Origin of the sequence: Pedobacter arcticus A12 (assembly GCF_000302595.1) — a bacterium.
Taxonomy (GTDB): domain Bacteria; phylum Bacteroidota; class Bacteroidia; order Sphingobacteriales; family Sphingobacteriaceae; genus Pseudopedobacter; species Pseudopedobacter arcticus.
On the sequence record NZ_JH947125.1, the window covers coordinates 1,052,785 to 1,068,067 of the forward strand.

Genomic DNA, 15,283 nt, shown 5'->3' on the forward strand with positions numbered 1-15,283 from the left:
TACCTATTTTAAGGGGAGCAGTATCGCAGGTAAACTGCGGGATATAGACGGCTGGTTGCGTAACCGCCTGCGCTACTGCATCTGGACGGACTGGAAGAAACCCGAACGTAAACGGAAAAACCTGATACGATTAGGGGTAGATGCCGACCACGCCTATGCATGGAGCAGGACAAGAAAAGGAGGCTGGCGCATAGCGCAGAGCCCGATTCTTAACACTACCATAACTATCAAAAGGCTAAAGCAGAAAGGCTACATTCCAATGCTTGAAATCTACACAAAACTCAACCCATCAGTTTACGAACCGCCGTATACGAGACCCGTACGTACGGTGGTGTGAGAGGCGCACTCTGTCAGGTTTCTGGCAGAGCCGTCTACTCGATTGTGTGAAGCTTTTTCACCAGACTTTCCACCATTTTTTTTTCTCGTCTGTTTCGTCGTTATTATTTTTGTTGTAAAAAATACAAATTTGGTCTGTCAAATAATCATAAACATCGTCTTCTAAATAAGGCTTTTTCGGGTTCATCATCTTTTTAATTTCATTTGTTATTTTTTTAACATCATCGCTACTTGTCTTGTTAAATGTAGTCAGCGTTTTCAAAATGAATTCTGCAAAGTCTTTGTGTGCTTTTGCATAATTCACGTTCCCGTTTCTATACGCTTCGTCTTGTAAAATGTCCAATCCACGTAGCATTTCTCCTTCTAATGTTTCAGCTTCGCCTCTTGCTGGAATTAAGTTTGTACGAATATGTTTAACAAGTTCGGGATATTTATAGTTTGTTGGAAATTCGGGTTGATTTGTATTGACTGGCTTATAAATTGGGTTTAATTTTTCACATTTTTCAGCAAGTTGTTGAACGTCCTCGCTTGTACGTTCTAACCATTTTCTTGGTGTTACTCCAAACTTGTTTGCATAGTCAATATTTGCTCCCAACATAAATATTTTTTCAAGAACGTTTAAATGAATTTGCCTTTGTTCTCCCTCACTTCTCCACGGAAAGCTTTGAATTGCCCAATAGGCAATCGTTGCCCCATTTTTGTCTGTGGAATTTACATCTCCTCCAAAGTCTAAAAAAAGGTCTAATGCTTTAATTAACTTTTCTTGCTGTACTGCAATGTGTAAAGAGTTGTATCCTGATTTGCAATTTAAGTTTGGGTCAGCCCCATTCTCCAAAAAGTAACGAAGTAATTTCAATCGTTCGTTTTCGTCCTTTATTCCAAAAGAAGTGAGAACTTCCATTAAAATCGGCGAATAGGAATAATCGTCATAAACGTTTAGGTCCATTTTATTTTGTTCAATAATAATTTTAATATTGTCAAAATCTCCTTTTGCAATTGCAGATAATAATGGTCGTTTATATTGGTCTGGGATTATTTTAATCATACTCATTCGGTCTTGATACACGGTTGGTTAAAGTTGCACACAACTTACATATATGTGCAACCCAATTGCACAAACACGACAAACGGATGCTGTATATGTGCAACTTTTATATGCATATGTTTTTCTAAAAATAGCTAAAATTTTGAATGAATACAGCTATCGAATCAATCCTATAACTTAATTAAATAACCCTACCTCAATCAAATATCCTACTCAAACCACCCAGCATACATCACATAATTGTGAGGTAATTTCTTTAACATCTCTCTTTGCTCATCAGTAAGTGGCTTTATCTTTTTAGCAGGTACGCCGGCATACAAATAGCCGCTTTCGCAGATTGTATTTTCTAAAATTACAGCTCCCGCAGCAATAATTACAAACTCTTCCACAACTGCGTGATCCATTACAATAGCGCCCATCCCAATCAAAATATGATTCTGTAAAGTACAGCCATGCACCAAAGCATTGTGTCCAACAGAAACGTAACTGCCAATTGTGGTTGCCGCCTTTAGGTAGGTGGCGTGGATCACCGTTCCGTCTTGTATGTTGGTATAATCACCAATAGTAATGCTGTTTACGTCGCCTCTAATCACGGTATTAAACCAAACCGAACAATGATGCCCCATAACCACATCGCCAACGATAGTAGCATTATCTGCAATAAAACAATCGTTGCCCCAAATGGGTAATTTATCTTTAACTGGAAGTATTAATGGCATATTAAAGTATGGTATCTTTTAATTCGGGTAAATGATCTGGATAATCGGTTGTATAATGCAGTCCACGACTTTCTTTTCTTTCGCTAGCCGACTTAATAACCACGTAAGAGACCTCAATCAAGTTCCTCAATTCGCAAAGCTTAACAGATAACTTGGTTTTTCTATAAAAATCTTCCGTTTCCTCATACAACAACCGTAATCTACGCATCGCTCGTTCCAACCTAAAATCAGAACGCACAATACCAACATAATCACTCATCATTTTCTGCATTTCACGAATGTTATGCGTAACCAAGATATCTTCGTTGGAAAGCTGGGTATCTTTATCGTTCCAGTCTGGAATTCCTTCTGGAATGTGTAAATCTTTCAATTTTTCTTTCGATGATAAATAGCTACGGTGAGCAAAAACCGCCGCTTCCAATAATGAGTTAGATGCCAAACGGTTAGCGCCATGTAAACCAGTTGATGAAACTTCGCCACAAGCATACAAACCTTCTAACGATGATTGTCCGTTTTCATCAACCATTACGCCACCGCACATATAATGACAAGCGGGTGTAACCGGGATCATATCCTTTGTCATATCCAAACCGATAGACAAACATTTAGCGTATATATTAGGAAAATGGTTTAAGATATCTGCTTTTTTACGATGCCTAATATCGAGGTAAACATAATCGACTCCCGATTTCTTCATTTCATTATCAATTGCCCTGGCTACAATATCACGCGGTGCTAAAGAACCTCTTTCATCATACTCGTACATAAACTCCTCGCCGGTAATTCTTTTTAATACACCGCCAAAACCCCGTACCGCTTCAGAAATTAAAAATGATGGATACTCTCCAGGATTGTACAACGCTGTTGGGTGGAACTGCATAAATTCCATATTTCTAATTCTGGCTTTAGCCCGATAAGCCATTGCAACACCATCACCAGTTGCAATAACCGGGTTTGTAGTAGAACTATAAATATGACCTGCACCACCAGCCGCCAATAAGGTAATCTTTGCTAAAAACTTCTCAACCTTATGTGTTTTGGTATCAAAAGCATAAGCTCCAAAACACTTGATATTCTCCGAATGACGCGTAACATACTCTCCTAAATGATGTTGCGTAATCAAATCAACAACAAAATAATGCGTTAAAATTTCAATGTTCGGGTTTTCATGAATCTCATGCAACAAAGCCCGTTCAATTTCAAAACCGGTTACATCTTTATAATGTAATACCCTATTTTCAGAATGCCCACCTTCCCTACCTAAATCATAAACACCGCCTTCATCTTTGTCAAATTTGGTTCCGTACTGGATAATTTCATTAATTCTATCCGGTCCTTCTTTAACAACAATCTCCACAATATCTTTATGGCACAGGCCGTCGCCAGCAATTAACGTATCAGAAATGTGTTTTTCAAAAGAATCTCCAACTTTATCAACAACTACGGCAACACCACCTTGGGCATACTTAGTGTTAGATTCATCTTCGTTAGACTTGGTAACTATCAGAACTTTACCATGTTTGGCTGCCTTAAGTGCAAAACTTAGTCCTGCAATACCAGATCCTATTACTAAGTAATCAACATTTTTCATCGGTGAAAACAATATATAATGAGTAATTAATATTAAATGTGAATAAACTATATAAAGGTGTTAATTTTGTGTAAACAAATAGTGAAAAGTTTTAATTAATGTGGATAACCTCCATCTTTATTAAAAATCAATAAATATTTATCCTTTTACTCTACACAAAACATCCAAATAACTAACGTTTTTATTTTATAAACGATTAACGGTAAAAAATTAAAAAATATAAATAGGTAAATTTAAAATAGCTATAAATCAACTCAATACAAGTACTTAAATGTTAACAAACTGTTAACATGTTTTTATTAATCATATATCAAAAAAAAACTGCTTCAACTTATACACCAAACTAACACACTAATAAGTAATAGCTTTCTCTTATATATAAAAATTGTTTGTTATTAGGAAAGTGGAAAAAGGCAAATTTTGATTTTATACATTTGAACATCGAAATGAATATTGCAGAGGAAATAAATTTAAAAGGTTTTATTGACGAACCTATTGACCCAAGCTTGGATCTGTTTGCCGAGATTGAAAGGTTAAAGAAAGAAAAGAACGCGGTTATATTAGCGCATTATTATCAAGAACCTGATATACAGGATGTTGCAGATTATATTGGTGATAGTTTAGGCTTATCACAAGAAGCTGCTAAAACGGATGCTAGTGTAATTGTTTTTGCTGGTGTACATTTTATGGCAGAAACTGCTAAGATATTGTCTCCAAATAAAAAGGTTTTATTGCCTGATGCCAAAGCTGGTTGTTCATTATCTGATAGCTGTCCGCCACATTTATTTAAAAAGTTTAAAGAGAAATATCCAGATCATTTGGTAATTACTTATGTAAACTGTACGGCAGAGTTAAAAGCATTGAGCGATATTGTTTGTACATCAAGTAATGCAGTGCAAATTGTAAACAGCTTACCGGCAGATCAAAAAATAATATTCGGCCCGGATAAAAATTTGGGTGCTTATGTTATCAAAAAAACTGGCCGTGATATGGTTTTGTGGAATGGCGCTTGTATGGTGCATGAGATTTTTGCGAGGGAGAAAATTACCAAATTAAAGCAACGCCATCCCGAAGCAAAATTTATAGCTCACCCAGAGTGTGAGGAAGCTGTTTTAGAAATGGCAGATTATGTAGGTTCTACCACAGGTTTGTTGAATTATACTATCAATAACCCAGCAACAACGTTTATAGTGGCTACAGAAGCAGGAATTATCCATCAGATGGAGAAATCTAATCCTGATAAAACTTTCATTCCTGCGCCACCAAATAACGCTTGTGCCTGTAATGATTGTCCGCATATGAAACGGAATACTTTGGAAAAATTATATTTATGTTTAAAAAACGAGCAACCAGAAATAGATGTTCCACGTGAAATTATAGAAAGAGCAAGATTACCTATAGAGCGAATGTTGAAGATTTCTGCGGAATTGGGTTTGTAGAAAATTGATGGCCGAACCCCGAAAAAAAATCGCGGTTCGGCTTTACACTACAATCTTTTATTTTTAATGTGATTTATAGGCTAGAAACAAAAATGATTTCCATTTAAATCCCTGATAAAGTCATTTTTATACAGTTAAAACTCATCGTATATACTAACGATGGGTTGTTTTATAGTAATTTGAAATAGTTAGGAAAGCTATAAACCTAGTTAAGAAAAATTGTAAATCACATACAGTGCAGCTCCAGAAACTAAAACCCAAAGTACCAAACCTTGCAATAAAGGCTTAAACCCCACAGATTTTAATACCGCTTTAGATAAACCTGTTCCGATTAAAAATAGGGTTAAAGTAAGTGCCAGTTTAGAGATAGCTACAATGTAAGGAGCAATCATTTTAACAGGTTCAAAAAAAGTACTGGCTAACATTGCCAATAGAAACAATCCAATAAAATAAGGAATTTTAATTTTTTTAGATGGATTTTTAAAGATGAAAGCACTAGCCAAAGCGATTGGAATGATCCATAAAGCCCGCATTAATTTTACGGTTGTGGCAACCTGTAATGCTTCTGCACCGTACTTATTCGCCGCTCCAACTACAGAACTGGTATCATGAATGGCAATGGCACACCACAAGCCAAACTGACTTTGTGATAAATTAAAGTAATGACCCACCACAGGGAAAACAAAGAGTGCCACCGCGTTTAAAATGAAAATAATTCCTAAAGCTATAGAAGTTTCTTTTTCTTTGGTTCGTAAAACTGGGGCTAATGCAGCAATGGCGCTTCCTCCACAAATAGCGGTTCCAGCTGAGATTAAAAAAGAGGTTTTCTTTTCTGTTTTCAATATTTTTCCAAATAGCAATCCTAAGAATATGGTTCCGAAAATAGATGCCACGGTATAAATAAAACCACTTTTTCCGCTTTGTATTGCCATGGTCAAGTTCATCCCGAAACCTAAACCAACAACAGCAAACTGCAACAAAAAAGCAACCGTCGTATGACTTTGTTTTTTAAAAGGATGATCAAAAAACTGAACCAGGATAATCCCTCCTAATAAAGCTACTAGCGGGCTAACCCATGGCGTTAAGCAAAGTAAGGCACAAATAATATAAATTATTTTTTCTTTGGAAAAGTAAGCTGATATGCTGTGTGTATGTTCCATCTTTCTGAATGTTTTGTGTTAAACAACAGTACAAAGATGGGGAGGATTACAGGCGTTTTTATATCGTATAAAATGATGCGCTATTACTTTAAGTTATACTTAGATGCAAACTTGATAAAAACTTCTGGGAGTTTTGCCACATCACCCTGTTTTTGGACAAAGAAAAGCGGACGTTCAATACTGAAGTTATTTACATCTACAATCCTTAATTTATGGTGTTTTAGCTCTTTTAAAACCGCATGAATAGAGATAAAAGCTAAGCAATCGCTATTTTGCAAATAAGCTTTAATGCTTTCTATATTGCCCAATTGCATTTCAATTTGTAAATCGCTTATTTTTATACCTGCTTCTTTTAAAGCATGGGCAACTACTTCTAAAGATCCAGAACCGGGTTCGCGTAGCAAAAACTGATAGGTCTTTAAGGCCTCAATACTGGTATTTCCCTTCACTTTCTGGTTTTCGTTATTGCAAACCAACACCAGTTCATCATCTAAAAAATGGGTATAGCTGATTTGCGGACTTTTTGACCGGCCTTCTATCAAACCTAAATCAATTTCTCTATTCAATAAAGCTTGTTCAATATGTTCTGTATTGCCACTAATCAGCTGAATTTTAACATCCGTAAACTGCTGATGAAATTTTGCCAGAATCTCCGGTAAAACGTATTGTGCAATGGTTGAGCTTGCGCCGATTTTTAAAACTCCTTTATGTTCGTCATTCAAGGTGTTCATATCAAATTCCAAGTCTTTGTAAAAGGCAATCAGCTTTTCAGTGTGTTTTAAAAGTAATTTTCCGGCATCTGTTAAGGCTATTTTACTCCCGTTACGGTCAAACAGTTTCAGTTTAAAATGGTTTTCTAATTCGTGGATATGCTTAGTTACCGCGGGTTGCGTGATGAAAAGCTCTGCCGCAGCTTTGGTAAAATTCAATCGCTTGGCAGTGGTATAAAAAACCTGAAGACGGAAATTGAGCATTCGCTAATTTATAAATGTTTTTACATATTAGTTGGCAGAGAATTTGGGCTAACTCATAAAATTTAAAAATTATGCAAAATTTAAAAGATAAAGTAGCGCTGATTACTGGCGCCACAAAAGGAATTGGTTACGGTGTTGCCGAAGCATTGTTAAAACTAGGCGTAAAGGTGGTTGTCACCAGCAGAAGTCAGGAAAGTGCAGATGAAGCTGCTAAGAAATTGGGAGCTGGTGCTTTAGGAATTGCTGCGGATGTAAAAGATTTTACATCGCAGCAAGCGGCGGTGGCTAAAACGATCGACAAATTCGGGAGTTTAGATTTTCTGATTGCCAACGCAGGTGTCGGTCATTTTGCTAATATTGAAGATTTAACTATTGAAGATTGGCAAGAAACCATCGACACCAATTTAACAGGCGTTTTTTACAGCGTAAAAGCTTCGCTTGATGCGATAAAGAAAGCGAAAGGTTATATCATCACCATATCCAGCTTGGCGGGTACAAACTTTTTTGAAAACGGCTCTGCTTATAATGCTAGTAAATTTGGTTTAACAGGTTTTACACAATCTATGATGTTGGATTTACGCAATCAAGACGTAAAAGTAAGTACCATTATGCCGGGTTCGGTGGCTACACACTTTGCAGAGCATACCCCAGATCAGGAGAAAGACGCATGGAAAATACAGCCGGAAGACATTGGTCAGTTAGTGGTGGATTTATTGAATATGCACCCAAGAACTTTGCCGAGTAAAATTGAGGTAAGGCCAACTAAGACGGCTAATTAAATTTCAATAAAAAAGATTGGTGCGTTTCCCGCCAGCTGGCGGGTCGGGCTATTCGTTCCAATCTTTTTTATGAAGAAGAAAAAAGGATTTCCACTACTATCCCTAACGCAGAAAAGGCATTCCTATGTTAATGTAGCTCCTCCCCGTTGAATGTTTCTAAAAGCTTTCAATTCATAATAACACGAATGTTGATCAACTGATGAAACCTTTGTGATATCAATTTTAACTAAATTTTGTACCTTTCGCTCTAATTTTAGAGGAGAATAAAATGAGTTTAAAGCAGACAGTAAGTATAGATGAATTTGACGGAAAAAGCTATCAAATCAGACTTATTGAAGGCGTGGAGGATAAAGCCGTTTTAACCCATTACTTACATAATTACAGTAATAGCATAAAAAAGCATTACGAAAAAGATGCAATCTCAACTTTAAAAAACTTTGTAGAGTACAGACAAATAGAGACTCAATTGCCTATTGTTGCTGAAGATGCTTTGCAACAACTTCTTTATGAAGTTGAAAACGTACCCTTTCCAACTCCGAAAAACCATACTTTTAAATTTATAGATCTTTTTGCTGGAATTGGTGGTTTCAGGCTGGCAATGCAAAATGTAGGAGGGAAATGTGTTTTTACAAGCGAATGGGAAACAAGTGCACAAAAAACTTATAGACAAAATTTTGGAGAAGTTCCATTTGGTGATATTACAAAACAAAGTATTAAAAACTATATTCCACAGGAATTTGAGGTTTTGTGCGCCGGCTTTCCTTGTCAAGCGTTTTCAATTGCAGGAAATAGAAAAGGTTTTGCTGACACGAGAGGTACATTGTTTTTTGATATCGAGCAGATTATAGTAAAGCACAAACCAAAAGTTGTCTTTTTAGAAAATGTAAAAAATTTAGTTTCTCATGATAGTGGAAACACCTTTAAAACAATCATTTCAGTTTTAGAAAACAAGTTAGGATACAGAGTTTTTACTAAAGTTTTGAATTCTATGACACATGCAAATATTCCACAAAATCGGGAAAGAATTTTTATAGTTGCATTTGACCCAAATCAAGTAGAAAGATACGATGAGTTTAAGTTTCCGTTGGAGATTAAATTAACGAAAACAATTCATGATATTTTAGAACAAGGTAAACAGGAAGAAAATTTTTATTATAAAAAGACCCATCAATATTATCCGGAATTGGAAAAGGCGATGACTTCAAAAAACACAGTTTACCAATGGCGTAGAGTTTACGCAAGAGAAAATAAAAGTAATGTTTGCCCAACTTTAACGGCAAATATGGGAACAGGCGGACACAATGTGCCACTTATTAAAGACGATTTTGGAATTAGAAAGTTAACTCCAAAAGAATGTTTCCTATTTCAAGGTTATCCAGAAAATTATATTTTGCCCAAATTAGCGAATAGTAAATTATATATGCAAGCGGGTAATTCTGTAACCACAACTTTAATAGAACGGATTAGTAATGAGATAATTAAAATTTTGTAAATTATGGAAACAGCACAAATTTTATCTTTAAATTTTTCATTAGAAAAAATCAAAAAAACTTGCCTGCAAACCTCTATGCTTTAAGGTTGTTAAATATAAAAACAAATGAAGTAATAGATATTGCAATTGAACACAACGGGTTTTGCCCTGCAATTTCTTCTGAAAGAGAACAGTCAAATTATAATGATTATTTATCAAATTTGGAGTACGGGCGTTATAAATGAATTTCGTAAGGCAAGAAAATCCACAGATGAGTTTTCTTGCATCAGAGAAGTTATGACAAATGAAAATCTATATCACTACTCAAAATCCACCATTTAATGAAGTCTTTCGCAGAGATTGACATAGAACAAAAAGGAACTTATCTAAAACTGCTTTCAGCTGTTTCAAAACTTTCCGGTCTTTTTAGTGATAAAGCAGTCCCTTTTATAAATTATCGCGTTGCTGAAAATATATTTTGTAGAAGTTTTGAGGCAGGAAATCTTTCTCGTTCAGACACAGCTTTTGACGCAAATTATAATTCAGTTGGTATAGGCTTAAAGACTTTTGTTTGTAACGGAAATTCAAGCTATGAAAAAGTAGCAGAATTCAATTCTTTAGCTAGAATTTTAAAAGATTTTAAAGGTAAGGAACTTGCTTTAAAACTTGGGGAATTTAGAAATGATAGAATAAATTTAGCAAATCGTATTTATGATATTGAAAATTCTCTTTATCATATAGTTGCTCGTAGGGAAAAAGAATTATTGCTTTATGAAACAGATTATAACATTATTGATGTTGCAAATATCCATTCAGTTAAAGAGAATAAAGCCGGTTTGCAATTTGAAGACGGAAATAACTTATATTCATTCAATTATTCAAAAAGTACACTTTTTAGAAAATTTATCATCCCTCAAAGTGCTTTTCACCTACCCATTGACATAATTGAGGATCCTTACTCTTTACTTCTTGAATTGTTTGAGGAGAATAAGGATTTAAAAAAGGCAAAGGATAAACTTATAAAAGGAGAAAATTATGTGGTTTTACCACTTTACAGCATTCGCAAAAAAGAGAAGTTTATTTTTGAACGTAGCGGTTTAAATCAATGGTATGCAAACGGAAGAAAAAGAGATTTTGGAGAAATTTACATTCCAATCCCTGCGGAATTGCATAGAAAATATCCGGATTTCTTTCCAAAGCGAGACCAAGATTTTAACTTACAAATTCCTACGGGAGAAATATTTAGTGCAAAAGTTTGCCAAGAGAACTCAAAAGCATTAATGACAAACCCGAATAAAGCTTTATCTGATTGGTTGTTACGTAGAGTTTTACAGCTCAAAGAAGGCGAGCTGGCAACAATAGAGAAACTTGATAAGTTAGGTTTTGATAGTGTGATAATTTTGAGAGACGGAAACGGCAACTTCAAAATTGACATCATGAAAACAGATAGTTACGCAGAATTCAATAACGAACTTGGGTAAAAGCAATAAACCCCGTTGACTAAAATGAGCTTACAATTTTAAAAAAAGCACCTATCAAAATAATAAATCAACACTAATTCTTATTTTAGTTTTTTAATCTAAACTAAAAAACATGTTAAAAAAATCACAAGCCACTAAATACCTGGCTTTGTTTGTTTTATCAGTCGCAATTTCTGGCTGTGTCGCAAAAAAACCAAATAAAAAAAGTGCGGTATCCTCCACAGTAAAACCCGCTGCGCCAGCAAAAAAAGATGGAATAAAACCATATAAAGAAGTTATTACAGGCAAGGCGAAATCCGACGAAGGCTTATTTACGGTTCATAAAGTGGACGATAAGTATTATTACGAAATCCCTGATTCTTTATTTGGCAGAGAGATGCTTGCAGTAACCCGATATGTAAGAACCCCCGCAGTTGATGGCACTTACGGTGGCGAAGAAATTAACGAGCAGGTTTGGAAATGGGAGAAACGCGATAAGCAGGTGATGATTCGCGTTCCGTCTTATATAAATATTGCGGCAGATAGTTCAGATATGCATGAATCTGTACGCAACTCTAACCTAGCTCCTATCCTTGCAACCTTTGATATCAAAGCTCTGAGTAAAGACTCTAGCGGTGTGGTGATTGATGTTACAGATTTGTTTAGCAAAGATGTTTCGGCTTTAGGTTTATCATCAGAAACCAAAACGAAGTATAAAGTTACCCGTTTGGATGAGAGCAGATCGTACATAGATACCATCAAATCTTTCCCGACGAATATTGAGGTGCGGACGATGAAGACATACATCGCCAATGCGCCACCGGTTGATAATTCATTGGGGTCTATTACTGCCGAGCTGGGTACCTCCATGGTGTTGTTGCCGAAGGTTCCAATGAAGCCGAGGTTATACGACCAAAGGGTTGGTTTCTTTTCTAAAAGACAAACAGATTATGGTTTAGATGCCCAGAAAGCAACCGTTACGCGTTATGTTGCCCGTTGGCGATTAGAACCCAAAGACAGCGCAGCTTATGCCCGTGGCGAATTGGTTGAGCCTAAAAAGCAGATTGTTTATTATATAGATCCGGCAACGCCAAAAAAATGGAGACCTTATTTAATTGAAGGGGTAAAAGATTGGAACGTAGCTTTTGAAGCAGCGGGTTTTAAAAATGCAATTACTTGTTTAGAAGCACCAACAGACGATCCGGATTGGTCGCCAGAGGATGCCCGTTACTCGGTAATCCGTTATTTTGCATCTAATATTGCAAATGCCTACGGTCCGCATATTTCTGACCCACGTTCGGGCGAGATTATGGAATCTGACATTGGTTGGTACCATAACGTGATGAACTTAGTACGTAACTGGTTCTTTGTTCAAACCGCGGCGGTAAACCCGGCTGTTAGAACGCCTAAGTTTAGCGACGATGTAATGGGTCAGTTGATCCGTTTTGTTTCCTCACACGAGGTTGGGCATACCTTAGGTTTGGCGCATAACTTCGGTTCTAGTGTTGCTTACCCGGTAGATTCGTTGCGTTCGGCTTCTTTTACCCAAAAAATGGGTGGCACTGCACCGTCTATTATGGATTACGCTCGTTTTAATTATGTTGCGCAACCGCAGGATAAAGGTGTTTTACTGTATCCCGGAATTGGACCCTACGATAAGTGGGCGCTTAAATGGGGTTATACCTATTTTAACGATAAGTCGGTAGATGAGGAATCGGATATTTTGAACAATTGGACCGTAGAAAGGGCAGGTGATCCAATTTACTTTTACGGCAGGCAAACTGGAAATCCGGTTGATCCGAGGTCACAATCTGAAGATTTAGGTGACGACGCGATGAAAGCTTCAGCCTACGGGATAGAAAACCTTAAAAAGATAGTCCCAAATATTGAAAAGTGGACTTACGAAAAAGGCAAACCTTATGAGGATTTACAGGAGCTTTACGGAGAAGTGCTTAGTCAGTTTAGCCGTTATATGGGGCATGTGAAATCTAATATTGGCGGTATTTACGAAAACTTTAAAACCTATGACCAAACGGGTGCAGTTTATACACATGTTGAGAAAGCAAAACAGCAAGAAGCTTTAAAGTTTATTGTTGATCAGGCTTTTAAAACGCCAAAATGGCTATTAACGAGCCAATCAATAGCGAAGTTCGACAATGCTTTAATGATTGCCAGAATCGGCAGAATGCAAACCGGAGCCTTAAATAGTATTTTGGAATTCTCGCGTTTGGCGAGGGTAATTGACAATAGCGCAAAGAACGGCAACAATGCTTATGCAATTGATGCGCTTTTCAGCGATTTGCAAAATGGTATTTTTACCGAGTTAGCAAGCGGAGCAAATATTGACGTGTACCGTAGAAATTTGCAAAGGGCCTATATTGAAAGACTACAATATTTATTAACCCAAGAACAAACAGGCTCTAATGAGCCAACAAAGGTTGATGTATCGCAGTCAGATATTCGCCCACTAGCTCGGATGGCTTTGTTAGATCTTCAATCGGAAATCAGAAGAGCCTTGCCACGTTATGGAAACGTAATTTTGAAAGCCCATTTAACAGATGCTTTAGCAAGAATAGAGCTGATTTTAAAACCAAAAGGTTAGATTCAATAACTTAGATAATCAGTATCAGATTAATTGCTGGTACTGATTTTTTTTTGTTTCAAGTTTTTCGGGATTTCTTAATAGCCGTCATCTCGACTTTAGGAGAGATCTCTAAGTTTTTTAGCACTAACTCAGTTCTGAACAGGTTATTCTTTTCCCCTATTCATCTAAAATAGCTTTCCTGTGTTAGCTTTTAGCTTTATGCCTTCCGCTTTAAGCATTTTTACGCAAAACACAATTCCTCAAACAAACCTGCATAAGCTGGATACTGAATTACCAAATCTGCTTTCTTTGCCATTTCAAAATCGGTAAAATCAAATCCAGGGGCAACGGTACAACTTACCAAAACAAAACCTTTTTTGTTTTTTACCTCAGAGGCAAACCAACAATTAGCAGGGATGATAGCTTGTAACACTTCCCCTTTTTCTAAATCTTTGCCCAAGTGGATTACCTCAATTTTGCCATCAACAATAACAGTAATGGCTAAAGTTTCTCCATCATGGTGAAACCAAAGTTCATCAGATTTGATACGGTGGAAATGTGATTTTTGGGTATCGCTCAATAAAAAATAAATGGCAGTGCTAATGTTCCGCTGGTTACCATCGCTGTTTTGGATTATATTTTTACTGCGATAAGTTTCGGCATAAAAGCCTCCCTCTGGGTGAGCGATTAAACTAAGCTTATTTACATAGTATTGAGCGTCCTTTTGCATCCGTAAAATTAAGCGTTTACTGTTTTGCCTCTTCTTTAGCTTTCTTTTTAAAGAAACCTCTCAACAAAAAGTTGTGCTGTAGCGCCTCCATATTGTCATCGAGTTTTTTACTACTGGTTTCCAGGTTATTCATCAAAGTTTTAACCTGTTCGGCTGTTTTTGGGTCATTTAATAAAATCCCAACCGCATTGTCGCTTTTTGTAAGCTGACCAGAGGCATGGTCAAGATTCGCGGTCATTTTTGCAGTAGAAGCAGCGGTTTTTTGTAACTCATCTACAGATGATCTTAACCTCGCAAAAACTACGGTATCTGTTAATAACTCATCAGCCAAGCCACCTTTGGTATTTAATTTAGTGCTAAAACTGTTTAATTGCATGGCCATACGATTGGTAGATGCCGTGGTAGTTTCTAAGTTTTTAACAATAGCCTTAAAATTATCTGCAACTTGTTGATCGGTTAACAAAGCACCCAATGTGCCTTTTCCTTCCACCAAATTACTGGCTAAAAGTTTGAAATCTCTCGTAATGTCGTTCAGGTTTTTGTTGTTCACCTGTAAGGTTTTCATAATATCATCCGTAGATAAAGTGGTGTTAACCGCTAGTTTATCGCCATCTTCCACAAAAGGGAACTTTGGCGAGCCACCATCTATAACTACAATTTTATTACCGATTAAACCGTCAGAGCTGATGCTTGCTTTAGCATCCTTATGGATGTATTTATGCGCTTCTTCTTCTACATTTAAAGTTACTTTTACCTGTGAAGTACCGTAAAATTCTATCTTTTTAATCAGCCCTACTTTAACGCCCGAAAACCAAACATTGTTTCCTACTTTCAACCCTTGGATATCGTCAAAAACTACGTTTAATTGAAAACTTTTCACAAAGGTTTTTCTTTGGCCACCTAGGGTAAAAACCCCGAGTAAAAAAATAGCTATTCCTATAAATAAGAATATGCCTACCGTTATTGCCTTTTTATTTTCTTTATTTGGGCTCATT

At 36.5% G+C, this 15,283-nt stretch carries 13 protein-coding genes; 6 read left to right on the forward strand and 7 right to left on the reverse strand.

The genetic code is table 11. The annotated features are described in order from the left end of the window. Positions 1–337 (forward strand): group II intron maturase-specific domain-containing protein (locus B176_RS21360; RefSeq protein WP_394330186.1); only part of this gene is annotated, 337 nt, incomplete at its 5' end. A gap of 57 nt (positions 338–394) precedes the next feature. Here the strand turns inward: B176_RS21360 and B176_RS0106010 are convergent. The 3 genes from B176_RS0106010 to nadB form a co-directional block, all read right to left on the reverse strand. Further along, positions 395–1,381: an ankyrin repeat domain-containing protein gene (locus B176_RS0106010; RefSeq protein ID WP_026063180.1), complete on the reverse strand. Its 987-nt coding sequence runs from the start codon at positions 1,379–1,381 to the stop codon at positions 395–397. Positions 1,382–1,590: 209 nt separating this feature from the next. Then, positions 1,591–2,100: a gamma carbonic anhydrase family protein gene (locus B176_RS0106015; RefSeq protein WP_017257883.1), complete on the reverse strand. Its 510-nt coding sequence runs from the start codon at positions 2,098–2,100 to the stop codon at positions 1,591–1,593. Position 2,101: 1 nt separating this feature from the next. After that, positions 2,102–3,691 (reverse strand): L-aspartate oxidase, encoded by a 1,590-nt coding sequence (gene nadB / locus B176_RS0106020; protein ID WP_017257884.1) that lies wholly within the window; start codon positions 3,689–3,691, stop codon positions 2,102–2,104. A gap of 446 nt (positions 3,692–4,137) precedes the next feature. Here nadB and nadA point away from each other — a divergent pair, with 446 nt between their 5' ends. Beyond that, positions 4,138–5,130, forward strand: coding sequence for a quinolinate synthase NadA (gene nadA / locus B176_RS0106025; protein ID WP_026063181.1), 993 nt, complete (start codon positions 4,138–4,140; stop codon positions 5,128–5,130). 209 nt (positions 5,131–5,339) lie between these two features. On the opposite strand, the gene B176_RS0106030 is transcribed toward nadA, so the two are convergent. Then, on the reverse strand, positions 5,340–6,290 hold the full coding sequence (locus B176_RS0106030; protein WP_017257886.1) for a YeiH family protein: 951 nt from the start codon (positions 6,288–6,290) through the stop codon (positions 5,340–5,342). 83 nt (positions 6,291–6,373) lie between these two features. Beyond that, complete coding sequence (locus B176_RS0106035; RefSeq protein WP_017257887.1) at positions 6,374–7,264, reverse strand: LysR family transcriptional regulator; 891 nt, start codon at positions 7,262–7,264, stop codon at positions 6,374–6,376. Between the two features lie 71 nt (positions 7,265–7,335). Between B176_RS0106035 and B176_RS0106040 the strand changes: the two genes are divergently transcribed. The 4 genes from B176_RS0106040 (at position 7,336) to B176_RS0106060 (ending at position 13,576) form a co-directional block, all read left to right on the forward strand. Then, positions 7,336–8,043: an SDR family oxidoreductase gene (locus tag B176_RS0106040; protein WP_017257888.1), complete on the forward strand. Its 708-nt coding sequence runs from the start codon at positions 7,336–7,338 to the stop codon at positions 8,041–8,043. A 268-nt stretch (positions 8,044–8,311) separates the two neighbouring features. Continuing rightward, complete coding sequence (dcm, locus tag B176_RS0106045) at positions 8,312–9,535, forward strand: DNA cytosine methyltransferase (RefSeq protein ID WP_017257889.1); 1,224 nt, start codon at positions 8,312–8,314, stop codon at positions 9,533–9,535. Between the two features lie 320 nt (positions 9,536–9,855). Then, complete coding sequence (locus tag B176_RS0106055; protein WP_017257891.1) at positions 9,856–10,995, forward strand: phospholipase D-like domain-containing protein; 1,140 nt, start codon at positions 9,856–9,858, stop codon at positions 10,993–10,995. A 112-nt stretch (positions 10,996–11,107) separates the two neighbouring features. After that, on the forward strand, positions 11,108–13,576 hold the full coding sequence (locus B176_RS0106060) for a zinc-dependent metalloprotease (protein WP_017257892.1): 2,469 nt from the start codon (positions 11,108–11,110) through the stop codon (positions 13,574–13,576). Positions 13,577–13,799: 223 nt separating this feature from the next. On the opposite strand, the gene B176_RS0106065 is transcribed toward B176_RS0106060, so the two are convergent. Both B176_RS0106065 and B176_RS0106070 read right to left on the reverse strand, forming a co-directional pair. Continuing rightward, entirely contained in the window at positions 13,800–14,288 is a 489-nt protein-coding gene (locus tag B176_RS0106065; RefSeq protein ID WP_017257893.1) for a cupin domain-containing protein, read from the reverse strand. 16 nt (positions 14,289–14,304) lie between these two features. After that, a complete protein-coding gene (locus B176_RS0106070; protein WP_017257894.1) occupies positions 14,305–15,282 on the reverse strand; it encodes an MlaD family protein in 978 nt (325 codons plus the stop codon). Position 15,283 lies beyond the last annotated feature (1 nt).